Below are 20,541 nucleotides of genomic sequence, written 5' to 3'. Positions count from 1 at the left end.
TTTATTTAGCTCTCTTATCTGCCTCTTCTAGTGCTATATTTAATTTCAGAACATTTATTCTGGTTGTTCCAAATATACCTAAAAATGGTCTGTGTATTTGTTTTTCAACGATTTTTTTTACGTTCTCTTCATTCATTCCACGTGCATTAGCTACGCGCTTAATCTGAACATAAGCACACTGAGGAGTAATGTCCGGGTCCAGTCCGGATCCGCTGGCAGTAACCATTTCAATAGGAACCTGACTGCGTTTAAGATAAGGGTGATGAACCAGAAATTCCTTGATTTTGGTTTCCACCTCATTCAAATATTTCTTATTTGTAATACTCATGTTGCTTCCACCAGAAGCATCAGCTGTATAATTCACCGCTGAAGGACGTCCCCAGAAGTAAATCTCTTTTGTGAAATTCTGACCCACATTGGCAGCTCCCACTACTTTACCGTTACAGGAAACCAGTTCTGCATTCCCTTTATCAGACGTTGTTAATAATGAGAAAATCCATAGAATTAGTACATAAGAGATTCCTAGCAGTAAACTAAACAGAATGGTTATTTTTACCGATTTTATAAGAGTTGTTTTCATTTTATATTTCCTTAAATAAATAAACCGACAATAAGATCTATCAACTTGATTCCGATGAACGGTGCGACTATGCCTCCAAAACCATAAATTAACAAGTTGCGGCGGAGAAGCGCCGATGCACCGATAGGTTTATACTCTACCCCTTTTAAAGCTAAAGGAATTAAAGCCGGAATAATAAGCGCATTGAATATGATGGCAGACAAGATAGCGCTTTCCGGACTATGCAACCCCATTATGTTCAGTGATGAAAGTTGAGGAATAGTTGCCATAAAGAGAGCTGGTACAATGGCGAAATATTTGGCTACATCGTTAGCAATAGAGAAAGTGGTTAAAGTGCCTCGCGTCATCAGTAGCTGTTTCCCGATTTCCACCACTTCAATCAGTTTGGTAGGGTCATTGTCAAGGTCCACCATATTCCCGGCTTCTTTGGCAGCCTGTGTTCCGCTGTTCATTGCCACTCCTACATTCGCCTGCGCAAGAGCCGGAGCATCATTGGTGCCATCACCCATCATGGCAACCAACTTGCCCGACTCCTGTTCTTTTCTTATGTATTCCATCTTATCTTCCGGTTTTGCTTCTGCAATGAAATCATCCACACCGGCTTTTTCTGCAATATATCGGGCAGTTAACGGGTTATCTCCAGTAACCATCACGGTTTTAACCCCCATTTTTCTTAAACGTTGGAAGCGCTCCTGGATGCCGGGTTTAATAATGTCTTGCAATTCAATAACCCCAACCACTATCTTATTAACACATACAACAAGCGGAGTTCCTCCGTTATTGGCAATAGCCGAAGTCATCTCTTCTGTTTCCGTAGGAAATTTATTACCTGCCAACTCAATAATTTGACGAATAGAATCGAAAGCACCTTTGCGAATCTGTGTTCCATCCTGAAGATCTACACCGGAACATTTTGTTTCTGCCGTGAATTTAATCATTCTGGCTCCCGTTGTGTTCAGGTTTCTCATCCGAAGTCCAGATTCACGTCCCAAGTCTACTATCGATTTACCTTCAGGAGTTTCATCCGACATGGAAGAGAGCATGCAGAATTCAATAAATGCCCGTTCTTCCATTCCATTTGCATGATAAAAACGGGTTGCTTTTCTGTTGCCGATGGTAATTGTACCTGTTTTATCAAGTAGAAGAGTGTCTACATCTCCGGCAGTTTCAACCGCTTTTCCCGATTTGGTAATTACATTTGCCTGCAAGGCACGGTTCATTCCTGCAATGCCGATGGCAGATAGTAAGCCTCCTATTGTGGTAGGGATGAGGCAGACAAAGAGTGATATTAATGATGCGATAGTGAGCGTTGCTTTGCTGTAGTCGGCCAAAGGCTTTAAAGTCATGCAGACAATTATAAAGACCAGTGTAAAGCCTGCCAATAAAATAGTCAAGGCAATTTCATTTGGTGTTTTCTGGCGTGTTGCTCCTTCAACCAATGCAATCATCTTATCCAGGAAACTTTCGCCAGGTTGTGTGGTTGCCATTACCTTGATACTATCCGACAGAACTTTTGTTCCCCCTGTAACAGAACTTTTATCACCTCCCGCTTCACGAATTACAGGAGCACTCTCGCCTGTTATTGCACTTTCGTCAATAGAAGCCAAGCCTTCGATAATTTCACCATCTGCAGGAATAATGTCGCCAACCTCGCATTCAAAAATATCTCCTTTTTTTAGTTGCGAACTGCTTACTATCTTAATCTTTCCATTGATTATGAGTTTGGCAGGTGTATCTTCACGGGTTTTTCTAAGGCTGTCGGCCTGTGCTTTTCCTCGCGCTTCGGCTATGGCTTCCGCAAAGTTTGCAAACAATAAGGTAATAAAAAGAATGATGAACACCGTAATGTTATATCCGAATGAACCCTGTGAATTGTTCGTAATGGAGTAGATAGAGACAATAAACATAACTATTGTAGCTACTTCCACAGTAAACATAATAGGATTTTTAAACATCATCCGCGGATCCAATTTCACGAATGATTGCTTTAAACTTGCTTTTACTTGCTCTTTAGGGAATAAAGAGGTGGACATATTTTTTTTCATATACTTCTTTCAATTATAAACTTAACTGTTCTGCAATTGTGCTTAATGCCAACGGAGGGAAGAATGCCAGGGCAGCAATAATTAATATAACTGCCAAGGTCATAATGCCAAACGTAACCGTATCCGTTTTTAATGTTCCCGAACTTTCTGGAATAAATTTCTTTTTGGCTAATAAACCGGCTATTGCTACTTGTCCTATAATAGGTATGTACCTGCTCAGAATAAGAATCATGCCGCAAGAGTAGTTCCAGAAAGGAGTGTTATCTTTTAAACCTTCAAATCCGGAACCATTATTAGCCGAACAAGAGGTATACTCATAAAATATTTCACTTAATCCATGATAAGATGGATTAGCCAGCCAACCTCCCTCGGACGAGACAAAACCGGTATGATGTATGTACAAATAAGCTGCTATGGCAGTACTTGTAAGAATTAAAAATGGGTGGAATAAGGCAATGATTGTTGCTATTTTCATTTCCCGGGCTTCAACTTTCTTGCCAAGGAATTCGGGAGTACGACCCACCATTAATCCGCTGATAAATACAGCTATGATGATGAAAATATAGTAATTCATAAAACCAACACCTACGCCTCCAAACCAGGTGTTAATCTGCATGTTGAGCATCTCTACCATTCCCGAAAGAGGTTTCATGCTATCGTGCATGCCATTTACAGACCCATTGGAAGTAGCCGTAGTACTCACACTCCATAATGCTGTTGCTGCCGAACCCACTCTTACTTCTTTACCTTCCATGGCTCCACCTCTTTGGTCAATCCCCGAAATTTTAGGGTTCCCGCTTGTCTCCTGCCATGTGTTGATCGTTACACCTATGAGATAACCTAACAGCATCACACCGAAAATGATGTAAGCCATTTTCTTTCGCTTTAGGTAGAACCCAAGTGCAAAAATCATAGCCATTGGGATGAGAAGAATTGAAATGTTTTCGACCATATTGCTCAGGTATGACGGGTTTTCCAAAGGATGGGCGGAGTTAGCTCCGAAAAAACCACCTCCGTTCGTACCTAGTTGCTTGATGGCAACAATTGCTGCGGCTGGCCCTTGCGATATTGTTTGTACTGACCCTTCAAGAGTTGTAACTTTTGCCTTTCCTTCAAATCCCATCGGCACTCCCTGAAGTATTAGTATAAGACCAATCAATAATGAGATGGGCAGAAGTATTCTCGTACAACTTCTCACCAGGAAAAACCAGAAATTACCAATGGTCTGAGTGGTTTTTGTTGCCATGGCTCTCATAATTCCTGCCATAGCCGCCATTCCCGTTGCTGCGGTTAAGAACTGGAAGAGCATAATCACAAACAATTGAGTGAAGTATGTCAACCCACTTTCGCCACTGTAATGCTGTAAATTGCAGTTTACCAGAAAACTGATGCAAGTATTAAACGCCTGATCTGCACTTTGTGCTCCATTTCCATCCGGATTTAGTGGCAACCAATGTTGAGACATAAGCAGTACCATTCCCCAGAAAAACCAGAATAGATTAAGAATAAGTAATGTTTTCAGGAACTTTTTCCAGTCCATCTCTTCTGTCGGGTCAATTTTGCAGAACCGATATATGAAATTTTCTACCGGAGAAATAACATCCGACCAGTTTTTTTCTCCTTTATATACTTTTGCTATGTATTTACCCAGTGGGTAACTTAATGCGATCATCAGGATAATCTGTATCCCGATTCCAAGTATTTCTGTGTTCATTTGATTAAAACTTTTCTGGTTTGATAAGTACGTATACCATATAAATGAATATGGCCACTCCTAATATGAATAAAATTGTATACATATCATTTTTTTAAATTTGTTCGAACCAATCAATGCATTTAAAGAAAAACCAGAAGCAGATAGAGCCTGCAAGACAATCTGCTATTAAAAATAGTACGTTCATCATTTTTATTCTTAAAATTGTTTATCATTTAATTTTTCTATCGCAGAATAGTGTACTAATAGCATGCCACAATTAAGAATAGAGATTTATATATCACAAAAACAACTAATTAAGGTGGAATGTTCTTTTGAAAAGGGGGATTGCTACCTTTTCATTTTGGAAGGGTGTATGTTGTTTTGGTATAGTAAGAGTAATAACGTTATCTGTTATCAAATGAAAATGTAGTTGATTTTATCTGTCTTTTATAATTCAGATATAATTGTGAGAGTAGTCTTGGAAATGATTAAGGAAGAGTCCTCTGAAAAAGCAAGGATATTTATAATTTATATTCTTCTATTTTTCTGTAAAGTGTGGTTAAGCCTATTTTCAGAAGTCGGGCAGCTTCGGTCTTATTCCCTTTGGTATATTGAAGGACCCTCGAAATATGTCTGCGTTCCATTGCTGCTAATTCAAAGTTTGAATAGTTTCTGCCAGCACTCTCTTCAAAATGGCTATTTTGGATTTCTATCGGCAGGTCTTGAAGGGTGAGCTCTTCTTCATTACAAATGATGAGGCTTCTTTCAATTACATTGCGCAATTCACGGATATTCCCTTTCCACTGATGATTTTTAAGTGCCTCAATAAACTCGCTATTTATTTTTATATCTTTTCTTGATAATCTGGCTCCGAAATCCCTAATAAGAGTAAGGGCTATGGATTCTATATCTTCCTTTCGGTCGCGCAAAGCTGGTAAGTGAATTTGAAAAACTGAAAGACGGTAAAATAAATCTTCTCTGAAATGGTTTTCTGTTATTTCTTTTTCAAGATTGCGGTTTGTCGCTGCGATAATACGTACGTTTACTTTGGTTGGTTTGGTTTCACCTATTTTTATGAATTCTCCAGTTTCAAGTATGCGTAAAAGTTTGGCTTGCAGGTCAAATGCCATTTCTCCTATTTCATCAAGAAAAATGGTTCCGTTATTTGCCTCTTCAAACAATCCTTTTTTGTCTTTATTAGCGCCGGTAAATGCTCCGGCTTTATAACCGAAAATCTCACTTTCTAGTAAATCCTTGCTGAATGATGAACAGTTTATTGCCACAAATGCTTTATTATGACGAGGGCCATTCCCGTGAATCGCCTGTGCAAAAACCTCCTTGCCAGTCCCTGTTTCACCGGTCAGCAATACAGGTACGTCTGTAGCAGAAACTTTTTGTGCAAGTAAAATAGCCTCTTTTATCAGCTTGCTACTTCCTTGAATATTGCTGAATGAGTATTTTTTTTCGATTTGTGCTTCGAGTGATTCTAACCGTTTGTTTATCAAAGCCTTTTCCATGGCTCTGCTTATCAGTGGAATAATCTTATTATTATCATCTCCTTTGGTAATGTAGTCGTAAGCTCCGTTTTTGATTGCCTGAACACCATCAGGAATATTCCCGTGAGCGGTAAGTAGTACAACCTCTGTTTGTGGGAACAGTTTCTTAATTTTCAAGACAAGGTCTACTCCATTACCATCTGGCAAGCGGACATCGCACAAAACCACTTCGGGCATGCTGATATCTAGAAGCTTAAGACCGGAACGGCAATCGGCAGCCTGATACACTTCATACCCTTCAAGCTCAATCATTCTTGCTAGTAATTTCCGAATCTGGTTCTCGTCGTCAATGATAAGTACTTTATTCATGCCAGTAATTGTTTATTTATTGAGAAAAGCTTTTAGATATAATTGACCTTTTCTGAAACATGCAATTCTATTTTGATGAATGCATATATTGAATTTAAGTTCTGCTTCTTAGAAATAAATTGCAAAATAAGTCTTTTTTTATGAATGAGCTGAATATTTATTCTGATTTATTGGTGAAGGAAATCAAAAATTGCATTGATCTATTGTTCTTTCTTACCGAAAAAGTATATCTTCGTCTCATTAATAATAACTAGATATTTATATATAAGAATGTTGGCAGACTTGACTATCAAAGAATACTTGGCAAAAACAGCAGGAGATGAGGCTGTTCCCGCCGGAGGTTGTGCCGCAGCGATGGGAGCTGCATTGGCTGCATCACTAACTCGAAAAATAGCAAAGCTGATTGCTTCCAGAATGGACATCGGGGAACAAAAAATACAGATGGAATCCCTGGCTGATAACATGGGGGCATTGTCAGATGAGTTTACGCATTGTATTGACGCTGATGCAAAGGCTTATCAGGAGCTGATGGCTGCCCATAAAATGCCTTCCAAAACAGAGGAGGAAAAGGTTTTGCGCGATGAACAGATTCAGAAAAACACCCTGATTGTTGCAATGGTACCTTTCGATGTAGCAGAAATGGCTATGAGGATGATGGATTATATTGCTGAAGTTGCAAAATTGGCTGACAAGAATTTATTAAGCGACATTTGTACGGCAATGTTTTTTGCACGTAGTGCCGCATTGAGTGGATTACAGACAACCCGGACGAATCTACCTTCATTGAAAAGTAAGAACGTAGTAGTGGATTTGACGATTAAATCGAGCGAAATAGAAAAACAAGCTGTCACAAAAGAACGGGAGCTACTTGACTGGATTAAGAGTTCTAATTGAGCTGTTTTTAATTTCTCTTTCGTTTATAGCGGAAAAATCATAAGCTGCTCATCGCTTAACTGACGGTGTGTATAACTTGCAATGTGAAGTACGTAAGTACTTTCATAGACCATGTGAGTTGCAATGGCTACTTTCTTTAAATTCTCTTTAGTTTGGGATGAAAAAAATCCCCGGAACTCTTTGAAACTCTTCTAAGGTTATTTACAAAACCTTTAAGTGTATTTTCCTTTTTCTGAAATCCGGGGATTTTTTTGAACTATTGAGCCAGTGCCTGCTCTATATCTGCAATAATATCTTCTACATTCTCAATTCCAACCGAAAAGCGAATCAGGTCGGGGGCTACTCCGGCTTCAATGAGCTGCTCATCGCTTAACTGACGGTGTGTGTGACTCGCTGGGTGAAGTACACAGGTACGTGCATCGGCCACGTGAGTTACAATAGCTACCATTTTTAAACTGTCCATAAACTTAATGGCAACTTCGCGTCCGCCTTTCAGCCCGAATGCAATTACCCCGCAAGAACCGTTTGGCAAATACTTCTGAGCCAGTTCGTAATATGGGCTACTTTTAAGTCCACTATAATTTACCCATGCCACTTTGTCGTTTTGCTCAAGATACTCAGCAATTCTCTGGGCATTCTTACAATGCTGAGGAACACGCAAATGAAGAGTTTCCAATCCTAGATTCAGCAAGAAAGCATTGAACGGTGACTGAACTGAGCCTAAGTCACGCATCAGTTGCACGGTTGCTTTTGTAATATATGCATTTTTACCAAAACTTTTTGTGTATGTCAGTCCATGGTAAGATTCATCCGGTTGGGTTAAGCCTGGAAATTTGTCGGCATATGCATCCCAATCAAAATTACCACTGTCAACAATGGCTCCCCCTACTGATGTGGCATGGCCATCCATGTATTTGGTAGTAGAGTGAATTACAATGTCAGCTCCCCACTCAAACGGGCGGCAGTTTATTGGAGTTGCAAAGGTGTTGTCAACCAATAAAGGTACACCGTGGCTATGCGCAATATTTGCAAATTTCTCAATATCCAGAATATTTAATCCTGGGTTTGAGATTGTTTCTCCGAATAGAGCTTTTGTATTGGGGCGAAAGGCTTTAGATATTTCTTCCTCGCTTGCATCCGGGTCTACAAAAGTAACTTCAATGCCCAGTTTCTTCATTGTCACACCGAAGAGATTGAATGTCCCACCGTAAATTGTTGAAGCGCTTACAATGTGGTCTCCTGCAGAGCAAATATTAAAAATAGCATAAAAATTAGCCGATTGGCCAGACGAAGTAAGCATGGCAGCTACTCCTCCTTCTAGTGCTGCAATTTTTTCTGCAACAGCTTCATTTGTTGGGTTCTGTAAACGGGTATAGAAATATCCGCTCTCTTCCAGATCGAATAGCTTGGCCATCTGGTCACTTGTTTCGTATCTGAAAGTTGTACTTTGGTAGATGGGGAGTACACGAGGCTCTCCTTTTTTAGGATTCCATCCAGCCTGTACACATATCGTTTCCGGATTAGGTTTCTTAGTCATCTTATCTACAATATTAAATGATTTAAAATCTCTGCCGCAAAATTACAATATAATTGGGGAAGCATATTAACAATTCTTTTAATGTTTCAGCAATAAAACTTAATAATTGCAAAATGCCTACATATTGTAATTGAAAACTACTTTCGTATGAATAGTTTTATTCATCTTTGTGTCCTGATAATATTTCAGTGAAATAGTCAAATAAAAAGATAAATAATTGGATGAATAATTGTGGAAAAAAACACGATGAGATGAAGTCTGAACTCAAAGAGCGGATTGTCTCTGTTGCTATGAAAGCATTTACTTCAAAAGGAATAAAAGGAGTGACAATGGATGATGTTGCTTCTGAACTGGGGATTTCAAAGCGCACTTTATACGAAATATTTAAGGATAAAGAAAGTTTGTTGGTTGCAGGCTGGGAAAATCATGAAAGGGAAAAGGAGACTTTTTATAAGAAGATTTTGGCAGAATCTGAAAATGCTCTGGAAGTTATACTGAAAATCTACAAACTTAGTATTGAAATATATAATAATGTAGATAAGAGATTTTTCGATGATATAAAGAAATATTCCAGGGTAAATGAACTGATTGAACAAAGTCGTGAAAAAAATCAAAGGGATGCGATTGCTTTCTTTCAGGGTGGAGTTGACCAGGGCATTTTCAGAGGGGATGTAAATTTTGGGATTCTGAATCTTTTAGTCAGAGAGCAAATGAATTTCCTGAATCGGGCGGAGATTGTTTGCAACTATCCGATTATTGAAATTTATGAATCTATAGTTTTTACTTTCTTACGTGGTATCTCAACTGCCAAGGGTCAAAAAATATTGGAGGAGTTTATTGAAAATTATAGAAACAAAAACAAATAATACACGAATTATAAATGAAAAAAATGAAATCTTCAATCGGTAATAAAATGTTGTGTGTTATTACCGTGTGGCTCTTATCAGGAGGACTTAATGCTCAGGAAGTACTTAAGCTGAACCTTGAAAAAGCATTGGAAATAGCACAGAATGAGAGCCCGACTATTAAAGTCGCCAATAAAGAAATTCAAAAGAAAGAGTATGCAAGGAAAGAGACCCTTGCCGGATTATTCCCCAATATTTCAGCTAACGGTGGGTATACATATACCATTAAAAAACAGGTCTTTGCAATGATGGGGCAGACTATTAAAGTCGGTCAATCGAACAACTGGAATGCTGGTGTTGGACTTGCTATGCCTATTTTTGCTCCAACTCTCTATAAATCTATCGATTTAAAGGCAAAAGATGTGGAACTTGCTCTGGAAAGCGCCCGTTCATCCAATCAGGATTTGGTGAATCAGGTTACAAAAGCATACTATCAATTGCTGTTGACTCAGGATTCGTATGATGTACTTAGAAAAAGTTATGCACATGCCGAAGAGAACTATGAAGTGGTCAACAACAAATTTAAGCAGGGAGTTGTGTCGGAATACGATAAAATCCGTGCAGAAGTTCAGGTGAGGAACCTGAAACCAAGTGTGATTTCTGCCGAAAATGCAGTAAATCTGACCAAGCTCCAGTTAAAAGTACTCATTGGTATGGATGCAAATCAAAACATTGAAGTTGTTGGAAATCTTGCTGATTATGAGAAATCAATGTATTCCGATGTCTTGAACCTTGATACCGCTATGCTTGATAATAACTCTCAGTTAAAACAGTTGAGGCTACAAGGTGAAATGCTTGATAAACAAATGGAAATAAATAAGAGTGCTTATCTTCCGACTGTAAACTTATCTTCTCAGTTTACTTATGTTTCAATGAACGAGAACTTTAAATTTAATGAGTATAAATGGAATCCTTACAGTACAGTTGGAATCACTGTTTCTGTTCCAATCTATCAGGGTGGGGCTCGCTCATACAGAACAAAGCAGACGCAACTGCAGATTGAGCAGTTAAATTTAAATGCATTGAACTTGCGGAGAAATCTTGATGTGATGGCGAAGAATTATATGAATAATATTCAAAAATCGATCGAACAGGTTGGTTCAAACAAAGAAGGAGTAAAACAGGCAGAGAAGGGATATTCCATTGCTCAAAAGAGGTATGAAGTAGGCAAAGGCACTATTCTGGAATTAAATGATTCGGAGCTGGCATTGACACAGTCTAAACTGGCATACAATCAATCTATTTTTGATTACCTGTCTGCAAAGGCTGATCTGGAAAAAGTGTTGGGAAAGACTCAATCAACAACTTCATTTAATAATAATGACACAAAGAAATAAAACACTAACTGATAATTTAAAAAAGTAAGATATGAAAAGTAATGGAAGAATTCAGTTACTCACTCTGAGCGCATTAATGTTGTTATGCTCATGTGGTAAGAGTGATAAAAGTGCTGAAGTAAAAGTGAAGGAAGAAAAACCTAAAGTAAAGCTGGCACTTGTGAAAACAGAAAATGTAGAACAAATTCAGGAGTTTACAGCAACAGTCGAATCAAATGTAAAGAATAATATAGCACCTTCTTCTCCTGTTCGCATCGAAAAGATCTTTGTCGAAGTGGGCGATCAGGTTCGTAAAGGTCAAAAACTCGTTCAAATGGATGCATCCAGCCTGAACCAGGTGAAAGCTCAATTGGACAATCTTAAAATTGAGTTTGCAAGAATTGATGAATTGTACAAAGTGGGGGGTGTTTCAAAATCAGAGTGGGATGCCAAAAAGATGAGTCTGGATGTGATGCAGACCTCTTATAGAAATCTTTTACGAAATACTTCTCTGACCAGTCCTATTAGTGGTGTAGTTACAGCTCGTAACTATGATAGCGGTGATATGTATTCCGGAGGAATGCCAGTACTGACTGTTGAACAGATTACTCCGGTGAAATTGATGATCAATGTTTCTGAAGATTATTTCACAAAAGTAAAAAGAGGAATGAAGGCAAGCATTAAACTGGATGTATATGGTGACGAAGAATTCACAGGAAATGTAACCCTGATTTATCCTACTGTCGATCAAACTACCCGTACGTTCCCGGTTGAAATTACTGTTGCAAATGGAGGTCAGAAGGTGCGTCCGGGAATGTTTGCCCGGGTTACTCTGAGCTTTGGATCACTTGAACGCGTAGTGGTTCCAGATCTTGCAGTAGTTAAACAGACTGGTTCTGGAGATCGTTACGTATATGTATACAACAATGGAAAGGTCTCTTATAATAAAGTTGTGCTTGGGCGTCGTATGGGAGCAGAATATGAACTGGTGTCAGGAGTTCCAAACAATTCTCAGGTTGTGATAGCAGGACAGACTCATTTAATTAACGGAATAGCCGTCGAAGTAGAAAAGAAATAACACAAACAGCATTTCTATTCAGAAGCTGATAAAATATAAAATAATATGAGTATATACGCAGGAGCGGTAAAACGTCCTATTATGACCTCACTCTGTTTTGTGGCAGTGATGGTAATGGGACTTTTTTCTTTACAGAAATTACCGATTGATTTATATCCGAATATCGAGACCAATACCATTATGGTAATGACTTCATATCAGGGAGCAAGTGCTCCGGATATTGAAAATAATATATCTCGTCCTCTAGAAAATGTATTGAATACAGTAAGTAACCTTAAGCATATTACATCTAAGTCAAGAGAGAATATCTCCATTATTACGCTGGAGTTTGATTATGGGAAAGATATCGATGTGCTTACAAACGATGTGCGTGATAAATTAGACTTGGTAAAGTCGATGTTGCCCGATGATGCTGAGAATCCGGTGATTTTTAAGTTTAGCACGGATATGATTCCAATCATTGTGCTCTCGGCCAAGGCAAAAGAAAGCATGCCGGCACTTTATAAGATTCTGGACGAAGGTGTGGCAAACCCGTTGGCCAGAATTAATGGGGTTGGAACGGTATCTGTTACCGGTGCGCCTAAACGCCAGATTCAGGTATATATAGATCCTGTCCGTTTGGACGCTTACCATCTGAGTGTTGAAGGCATCTCTTCTATCATTGCAGCTGAAAATAAAAATGTGCCGGGGGGTAACTTTGATATAGGAAGCAATACATACTCTTTACGCGTAGAGGGTGAATTCAAAGATGCCTCTCAGCTGGAAAATATTGTAGTAGGAAGTTATAATGGAAAGAATGTTTATTTGAGAGATGTTGCACGGATAAATGACTCTGTACAGGAAAGGGTTCAGGAAACATATAATGATGGAGTGCAAGGAGCTATGATTGTTATCCAGAAACAAACCGGAGCAAACTCCGTGCAAATTGCCGATAAGGTAAAGGAGGCACTGCCTGCACTCCAGGCTAAGCTGCCTTCTGATGTGAAACTGGATGTGATTCTGGACACCTCAGATAATATCAAAAATACGATTGCTTCTTTAGGAGATGTAATTCGTGATGCGCTAATCTTTGTAGGCTTGGTTGTATTTATCTTCCTGGGCAGATGGAGGTCGTGTGTTATTATTCTTATCACAATCCCATTGTCGTTGGTCGCTTCATTTATTTATCTGGCAGCCACGGGTAGTTCGCTGAATATCATCTCTTTGTCATCCTTGTCAATTGCCATTGGATTGGTGGTGGATGATGCCATTGTGGTGCTCGAAAATGTGACCACGCATATTGAAAGAGGTAGTCACCCGAAACAGGCTTCCGTTCATGGTACAAACGAGATGGCGTTATCCGTTGTTGCTTCAACTCTGACTCTTTTTGCGGTGTTCTTCCCGCTTACTTTGGTATCGGGCATGACCGGTGTACTGTTCCGCGAGTTGGGATGGATGGTTTGTATCATTATGGCAATATCGCTTATTTGTGCATTGACGCTGACTCCGATGATGAGTTCACAGCTTCTTAAACTTAATCCGACACACAATAAAACGTTCGAGAAGTTTTACGGACCAGTAAAAAGAGGGCTGGACCAACTCGATGCTTCGTATGCTCAGCTTCTGAACTGGGCGGTTCGTCACAAAACGGTTGTTATCTTAGGCGGTGTTGCGTTTTTCGTTGCTTCTCTCTTCTTATTCAAATTTATTGGAATGGAGTTAATGCCTACGCAGGACAATGGCCGTGTAGGGGTGACGCTGGAAATGCCTATTGGAACTCGTACAGAGGTTTCCCGAGATGTAGCCTTAAGGGTGCAGAATCTCTGGAAAAAGAAATATCCCGAGATTGAGGTGATAAACTTTACCGTTGGGCAGGCTTCTTCAGATAATACCTGGGCATCAATGACCGATAATGGAACCTATATCATGTCTTTCAATATCCGTTTGTCTGATCCTGCAAAACGTAAGCGAGGAATTGTGGAAATTTGTGATGATATGCGTAAGGACCTGGCCGATTTCCCTGAGATAAAGAAGTACATGGTTAATGTGGGGGGTAGTAGAATGAGCTCAATGGGTGGCGGACAATCCACGTTGGATTTGGAAGTTTATGGATACGATTTTGCAGAAACAGATAAGGTGGCCAAAGAGCTGAAAGAAAGGATGATGAAGGTGCCTGGGTGTGCCGACGTGAATATAAGTCGTGGTGATTATCAACCCGAATATCAGATTAAATTCGACCGCGAAAAGCTGGCTTTAAATGGATTGACGCTTTCAACAGCCGCAACATTTGTAAGAAACCGCATCAATGGTGCCACGGCATCAAAGTATCGTGAAGAAGGGGATGAGTATGATATCAAGGTAATGTATGCTCCCGAATACAGGCAGTCTATTGAATCGATTGAAAATATCCTGGTTTACAATAATCAAGGGAAAGGCATCCGTGTAAAAGATTTGGGAATTGTCGTGGAAGCGAGTGTCCCTCCAACCATCGAACGAAAAGACCGTGAACGTGTCAACACGGTTCAGACGGTTATCTCGGGTACCTCCATGGATAAAGTTGTGGCTGCTGCACGTCAGCAGATATCTCAGATGGAAGTTCCCGCAGGCGTTACTGTGCAATTGTCGGGAACATATGAGGAGCAGCAAGAATCATTTGGCGATTTGCTCACCTTGGGAGCTCTTATCATAATTTTGGTGTTTATTGTGATGGCGGCAGAATTTGAATCGCTTACTTATCCGTTTATTATAATGTTTGCCTTACCCTTTGCTTTATCGGGAGTGTTGATTGCACTGTGGATCTCGGGTAGCACCATAAATCTGATGTCGGGTATTGGTATGATTATGTTGATTGGTATTGTGGTGAAGAACGGTATTGTATTGGTCGATTATATTAATCTGAACCGTGAACGCGGTCTGGGTATTATCATTTCGGTAGTTAAAGGTGGAAAATCTCGTTTGCGCCCTGTACTTATGACTTCTCTTACAGCGATTCTCGGTATGATTCCAATGGCTGTTGGTGGAGGCCAGGGTTCTGAAATGTGGAAGCCGATGGGGATTACCGTTATTGGTGGATTAACTGTATCTACACTGTTGACTCTGGTTATTATTCCAGTATTTTATTGCATTTTTGCGGGAACGGGAGTTAAACGTAAACGTAAAAAAATGCGTGAACTGGAAGCAATTGTAGCATCAGTAGAAAATGATTAATGAATTAGGAAAAAAGAAAACATATGAAATCAGTTTTAATAACATTCGATCAGGCCTTCTACGATAGTGTGATAGCTGTTTTAGATAGGAATAGTTGTCGTGGCTTTTCTTACATTGAAGAGGTAAAAGGACGAGGAAGTAAGACGGGTGACCCTCATTATGGCAGTCATGCATGGCCTTCTATGTGCTCAGCAATAATAACCGTCGTAGAAGATGAAAAGGTAGACCGCCTTCTGGAGATGTTGCATCGTCTAGATAAATCCACCGAACAGCTTGGGCTCCGGGCTTTTGTCTGGAATATTGAAAAATCAATATAGCGCACTATTGTGATATTTGGATAACGTCCCGGAGCAATAATATGCATTCCGGGACGTTTTTTTTGGTTCATCAATCGACTTATAATTTGTTCGAATGAATAGGTTAAGAGAAGGAGGTAGGTCTCGTTTTGTTATTTTGATCTTTCTTTTTGTCCGAATTCAAACAAAATTCTCCATTTGATTTTTTTTTAGTAAATATTGAAAGGCTTTTCCCTGGCTTTTAATACAATGTCGTCTGTTTATTTGCATAGTTATCAGACTTACGATAATTTGAACTGAAGCAAAATGTATGGTCTTTGGCTCTTTTTATGGTTGATTATCTAACTGTTTATTAGTAATACTTTTATTACCTATTTGAGAAATATTAGGGGAAAAGTAAGTAAATCAAATTTATCAGATGCTTCTGGAATTAACCTTTAGATGGATGTATTCCCTGCTATTCATCTGTTTTGTATACGATGCTTAATCGTCCTCTTTACATCCTCTACCATAAACTGAATTCAAAAAAGTCCCGCAAGTCACGCATGTTACGCAGCGAGTGATTAATATGCAGTAGGATAGTTGTTTATAGGCGCGAGACCTCTGCGTGACTACTGCGTGACTTCTGATAAGTCGCGCAGTGTCATTTTGATATTATGTAAATAATAATGCGGTATATTAAAGGTTGGAACTGTTCTTCTGATTGGCGATATTGGTTTTAATAAAAATTTTTTGTTCGAAAGTTTTTATTTTCACCTTAAAGATGAAAACCGATTTCTACTCATCATGGCGGTGCTGTGGTGGCGATAGCAATATTTATAAAAAGGAATTTATTAACCAATACTCCTTTGAAATAATCGAACAAGTGAGACAGTCGGCTATCACATTCTAGAATACCAAACGGCCCCATAGGAGTTTAGATATGCTTACCCCACAACAGGCTTTTGGAAAGACTGGAATAATCAAGAAACGATGGACAAGTTATAAAGATAAATATAGAGAATCTAGCCCACAATAAAGAGAAAACTATCTTTGTCTTGATGGTAAAAAAGATTCTGCCAAGAACCAGAACGAGATAGGGAAAGAAGGCTGCGAACCTCTCTTCTTCTTTAAATATTTAAAATTGAAAAAGATCTATTAACCACAATAGAGACTATAAAAAATTTATTCAACCGAAGTTAGCGGTTAAAATATAATCAGTCAACTCCAAAAGGGTAAAGAAACAAAATAATTCAAACTTTGTCAGATTATGACATTTGATATTATATCTTTGTTGCTCCACCCGGATCTAGAAGAGGTGTGCACCCAGATGTAAAGGCTTGGTACACCCGGGTGGGAGGGGCGGGTAGACCTGGGTGGACAGAGGAATTATTCACCTTGAATTTTAGAATCTTAGCCTGTTGTTTGACAATCCCTTGGCGGTAGGATGCGGATATCAACAGGTAGAGCGTTTAATATGATAAACCCTTGACGGTTATGCGCCAATTTCCGTCAGTTTTTGGTCAGTGCGGTATCGGTTTCTACCTGTTTCTAGTTGCTTTTGCGTTAATTCTTCGCAAACAGCACTTCTTTTCTTTTGTGATCGTTTTCCTTAACCGGCTCCTCATCAGTTGTATTTAAGTATTTTTCCAGATCGTCTATCGTTTCATAATAATTACTCTCTAATTTCTTGGATAGTAGTATTTCTTATAACCTTCGCGCGTCAATCCTTCGCTGGAAGTATCCTAATTTCGGGTAATTGGCCGGCATTAATACCCAAGTTACGCTGTTTGATTCGCTTCATCCATATACCTGTGCTTTATAGTTATACACCAGTTTCCGTCCGTTCTTATATAATTGTATATCAATGTTTGTTCCATCCTTGTAGCTCATTCATTTATACTTCTCCAACTACACTTTTCTGCCGGTAGTTTATTAATTCTTCACCAATCCTGACTGGTTCTTTTCAAATATTTTACCAGACCTCTTTAGTCTCGCGATAATTCTTCTCTGATTGCATACCAACCCTTCTCCGGTTACCCACCAGCAGCAATCTAATCCCTCATCTGATAGAAGGACGTCTATTTTTTTCCTGCAGTTAGCTGCACCTCCTCCCGTTAATCGTAGGTTAAGCCTCTTTAGTCTCGCGATAATTCTTCTCTGATTGTATATCAATCCTTTGCCGGTTCACTCCAGTAGCAATCCAACCCCCACCTTATATTAGAGCTTCTATTTTTTCCCTGCAGTTAACTGCACCGCCTCCCGTTAATCGTAGATTAAGCCTCTCTATTCTCCCATCAATTGCCCTGGTTGTACATCCTTCTTCCATCAACCTCCTAGATAGCTACAATCCAACTCCCTTCAGCGTTCCGCATGACAATCTGCTGCAAGTCAGTACTTAATCCTCTCCAACCTGATGTCAATCCCTTGCCCTTTGCCAGGAAGTTACGCGCTGCTTACGCAGAAGTCACGCACCTGTAATGGCCATGATATGAGTGTTTTATATCGAAAGTGCGTGACTTGCGCGACTTGTGCTACTTTTTTAAATCAACGCTATGGAGATTCCTGGTGACTATCTCCGCATACAATTCTTATACCCATCATTCGCAATGTCCGATAATATAACACAAGCATAACCGCCCCTCGACAACCATTGGTAAACCCATCTATTTCACCTCCGCTTTGCATTTTGCTCCCTGCCAATTGTGCCACCCCAATCCTTTGCCATTGCTTTTATTCTATTAATACCACCGGATAACTCAAGACTTACTTAGTTCCTGAATAGAACAGAATACAGCCATAATTACTACCTCCTGCCTATAATCGACAAACTTTCTTTCCACACGTGCGCATAATATAACAAGCTTGACGTAGGTAAAGGTGGCTATCACTTTGAACTTTCTTTCCACATTTGCGCATAATATAAACCCCATTTGTATTGTTCTTTAGCGAAAACTCCCACACACGCTCACAATAAAAAACTAGTTCTTGTTCTCATATTATCGCCCGGTTCTCATCCCTTCACGCGCGCGTAATACAATAAGGTAATGCCCTGTTCTCCCTATTTTCCTAATCCGAAAAAATTATGTTATATAACACAATTGAGAACCAGTTGATTAACATTTTGCCTGAAACTTTTTGAGGAAAAAGAGTGTTTTAAATTTGTTTGGTAAGTTGAAAAGGTCTACTTTTGCACCCGCTTTGCAAGAGAAACAAAGCCTTGATAAATGACATGCTGATAACGGTTGCTTTATTCCGAAGCTTGGCTGAAAGGATTTAAAAAAAATAATTCAGAAAAGATTTGGAGGTAAGAAATAAAACCTCTACCTTTGCATCCGCTTAACAATCAAGCACAATTTTGATCGTTCTTTGAAAAGATTTAGATATAAACAATACAAGTAGTACAAGAGCTATTATATTCCGATGTTAATCGGGGTATTTTGGTAAAAAAGGTTCAAACCGTCAATATCCCTCCTTATAGGATGAGATATTAAAATAAGAATCGGAATCCTGAACAGAATTAAAAAGAAACTTTTACAATGAAGAGTTTGATCCTGGCTCAGGATGAACGCTAGCTACAGGCTTAACACATGCAAGTCGAGGGGTAGCAGGGTAGCAATACCGCTGACGACCGGCGCACGGGTGAGTAACACGTATCCAACCTTCCCATAACTCAGGGATAGCCTTTCGAAAGAAAGATTAATACCTGATGGTACTTAATTAGGGCATCCTAATTAAGTTAAAGATTTATCGGTTATGGATGGGGATGCGTTCCATTAGATAGTTGGTGAGGTAACGGCTCACCAAGTCTTCGATGGATAGGGGTTCTGAGAGGAAGGTCCCCCACATTGGTACTGAGACACGGACCAAACTCCTACGGGAGGCAGCAGTGAGGAATATTGGTCAATGGGCGCGAGCCTGAACCAGCCAAGTAGCGTGAAGGATGAAGGTCCTATGGATTGTAAACTTCTTTTATAGCAGAATAAAGTGACCCACGTGTGGGTTTTTGTATGTATGCTATGAATAAGGATCGGCTAACTCCGTGCCAGCAGCCGCGGTAATACGGAGGATCCGAGCGTTATCCGGATTTATTGGGTTTAAAGGGTGCGTAGGCGGAAAGATAAGTCAGCCTGTGAAAGTTTGCGGCTCAACCGTAAAATTGCAGTTGATACTGTTTTTCTTGAGTGTACATAAGGTAGGCGGAATTCGTGGTGTAGCGGTGAAATGCTTAGATATCACGAAGAACTCCGATTGCGAAGGCAGCTTACCGGGGTACAACTGACGCTGATGCACGAAAGTGTGGGTATCAAACAGGATTAGATACCCTGGTAGTCCACACAGTAAACGATGAATACTCGCTGTTTGCGATATACAGTAAGCGGCCAAGCGAAAGCATTAAGTATTCCACCTGGGGAGTACGCCGGCAACGGTGAAACTCAAAGGAATTGACGGGGGCCCGCACAAGCGGAGGAACATGTGGTTTAATTCGATGATACGCGAGGAACCTTACCCGGGCTTAAATTGCAGATGAATATGGTGGAAACATCATAGCCAGCAATGGCATCTGTGAAGGTGCTGCATGGTTGTCGTCAGCTCGTGCCGTGAGGTGTCGGCTTAAGTGCCATAACGAGCGCAACCCTTATCGATAGTTACTAACAGGTCATGCTGAGGACTCTATTGAGACTGCCGTCGTAAGATGTGAGGAAGGTGGGGATGACGTCAAATCAGCACGGCCCTTACGTCCGGGGCTACACACGTGTTACAATGGAGGGTACAGAAGGTCGCTACCTGGCAACAGGATGCTAATCTCCAAAACCCTTCTCAGTTCGGATTGGAGTCTGCAACCCGACTCCATGAAGCTGGATTCGCTAGTAATCGCGCATCAGCCACGGCGCGGTGAATACGTTCCCGGGCCTTGTACACACCGCCCGTCAAGCCATGGGAGCCGGGGGTACCTGAAGTACGTAACCGCAAGGAGCGTCCTAGGGTAAAACTGGTGACTGGGGCTAAGTCGTAACAAGGTAGCCGTACCGGAAGGTGCGGCTGGAACACCTCCTTTCTGGAGCGATTCCGTTCTTGGTTTGGATTTCTTGTACTACGGTATATTGTTTAATTTAAAATATAGATTTTAAGAGATAAAGAAAGAAGCCGGGCCGAAAGGCAG

Annotated in this window: 13 protein-coding genes and 1 rRNA gene; 7 read left to right on the top strand and 7 right to left on the bottom strand. The window is 40.1% G+C overall.

The window, feature by feature from the left end:
* Nucleotide 1: 1 nt before the first annotated feature.
* From ABWU87_RS10365 to ABWU87_RS10345, 5 genes are all read right to left on the bottom strand, one after another.
* Nucleotides 2–580, bottom strand: coding sequence for a K(+)-transporting ATPase subunit C (locus tag ABWU87_RS10365; protein WP_353330470.1), 579 nt, complete (start codon nucleotides 578–580; stop codon nucleotides 2–4).
* 11 nt (nucleotides 581–591) lie between these two features.
* Nucleotides 592–2,625: a potassium-transporting ATPase subunit KdpB gene (kdpB, locus tag ABWU87_RS10360; protein WP_353330468.1), complete on the bottom strand. Its 2,034-nt coding sequence runs from the start codon at nucleotides 2,623–2,625 to the stop codon at nucleotides 592–594.
* Nucleotides 2,626–2,638: 13 nt separating this feature from the next.
* Nucleotides 2,639–4,339 carry a potassium-transporting ATPase subunit KdpA gene (kdpA, locus tag ABWU87_RS10355; RefSeq protein WP_353330465.1) on the bottom strand — a complete coding sequence of 567 codons (1,701 nt, stop codon included), beginning with the start codon at nucleotides 4,337–4,339 and terminating at the stop codon, nucleotides 2,639–2,641.
* A gap of 4 nt (nucleotides 4,340–4,343) precedes the next feature.
* Nucleotides 4,344–4,424 carry a K(+)-transporting ATPase subunit F gene (gene kdpF / locus ABWU87_RS10350; protein WP_353334455.1) on the bottom strand — a complete coding sequence of 27 codons (81 nt, stop codon included), beginning with the start codon at nucleotides 4,422–4,424 and terminating at the stop codon, nucleotides 4,344–4,346.
* A gap of 418 nt (nucleotides 4,425–4,842) precedes the next feature.
* Nucleotides 4,843–6,186: a sigma-54-dependent transcriptional regulator gene (locus ABWU87_RS10345; protein WP_353330464.1), complete on the bottom strand. Its 1,344-nt coding sequence runs from the start codon at nucleotides 6,184–6,186 to the stop codon at nucleotides 4,843–4,845.
* A 270-nt stretch (nucleotides 6,187–6,456) separates the two neighbouring features.
* Between ABWU87_RS10345 and ABWU87_RS10340 the strand changes: the two genes are divergently transcribed.
* Nucleotides 6,457–7,080, top strand: a complete 624-nt coding sequence (locus tag ABWU87_RS10340; RefSeq protein ID WP_353330462.1) for a cyclodeaminase/cyclohydrolase family protein — start codon at nucleotides 6,457–6,459, stop codon at nucleotides 7,078–7,080.
* A 256-nt stretch (nucleotides 7,081–7,336) separates the two neighbouring features.
* Here ABWU87_RS10340 and ABWU87_RS10335 read toward each other — a convergent pair whose 3' ends face one another.
* Entirely contained in the window at nucleotides 7,337–8,617 is a 1,281-nt protein-coding gene (locus tag ABWU87_RS10335) for an O-acetylhomoserine aminocarboxypropyltransferase/cysteine synthase family protein (RefSeq protein WP_353330460.1), read from the bottom strand.
* Nucleotides 8,618–8,838: 221 nt separating this feature from the next.
* Between ABWU87_RS10335 and ABWU87_RS10330 the strand changes: the two genes are divergently transcribed.
* From ABWU87_RS10330 to ABWU87_RS10310, 5 genes are read left to right on the top strand one after another with little or no spacing between them, the layout of a single operon-like run.
* Nucleotides 8,839–9,483, top strand: a complete 645-nt coding sequence (locus ABWU87_RS10330) for a TetR/AcrR family transcriptional regulator (RefSeq protein ID WP_353330458.1) — start codon at nucleotides 8,839–8,841, stop codon at nucleotides 9,481–9,483.
* Between the two features lie 14 nt (nucleotides 9,484–9,497).
* Nucleotides 9,498–10,859 (top strand): TolC family protein, encoded by a 1,362-nt coding sequence (locus tag ABWU87_RS10325; protein WP_353330456.1) that lies wholly within the window; start codon nucleotides 9,498–9,500, stop codon nucleotides 10,857–10,859.
* Nucleotides 10,860–10,890: 31 nt separating this feature from the next.
* On the top strand, nucleotides 10,891–11,916 hold the full coding sequence (locus tag ABWU87_RS10320) for an efflux RND transporter periplasmic adaptor subunit (protein WP_353330454.1): 1,026 nt from the start codon (nucleotides 10,891–10,893) through the stop codon (nucleotides 11,914–11,916).
* A gap of 45 nt (nucleotides 11,917–11,961) precedes the next feature.
* Nucleotides 11,962–15,102 (top strand): efflux RND transporter permease subunit, encoded by a 3,141-nt coding sequence (locus ABWU87_RS10315; RefSeq protein ID WP_353330452.1) that lies wholly within the window; start codon nucleotides 11,962–11,964, stop codon nucleotides 15,100–15,102.
* A gap of 23 nt (nucleotides 15,103–15,125) precedes the next feature.
* Nucleotides 15,126–15,419: a PG0541 family transporter-associated protein gene (locus ABWU87_RS10310; RefSeq protein ID WP_353330450.1), complete on the top strand. Its 294-nt coding sequence runs from the start codon at nucleotides 15,126–15,128 to the stop codon at nucleotides 15,417–15,419.
* A 2,717-nt stretch (nucleotides 15,420–18,136) separates the two neighbouring features.
* On the opposite strand, the gene ABWU87_RS10305 is transcribed toward ABWU87_RS10310, so the two are convergent.
* Nucleotides 18,137–18,310 carry a hypothetical protein gene (locus ABWU87_RS10305; RefSeq protein WP_353330321.1) on the bottom strand — a complete coding sequence of 58 codons (174 nt, stop codon included), beginning with the start codon at nucleotides 18,308–18,310 and terminating at the stop codon, nucleotides 18,137–18,139.
* Nucleotides 18,311–18,913: 603 nt separating this feature from the next.
* Between ABWU87_RS10305 and ABWU87_RS10300 the strand changes: the two genes are divergently transcribed.
* Nucleotides 18,914–20,436 (top strand): 16S ribosomal RNA (locus ABWU87_RS10300).
* Nucleotides 20,437–20,541 lie beyond the last annotated feature (105 nt).

The organism is Bacteroides sedimenti, from assembly GCF_040365225.1.
GTDB classification, from domain to species: Bacteria; Bacteroidota; Bacteroidia; order Bacteroidales; family Bacteroidaceae; genus Bacteroides; species Bacteroides sedimenti.
The sequence above is the reverse complement of the archived record's forward strand: the minus strand, read 5'-3'. Positions and strand labels throughout refer to the sequence as shown.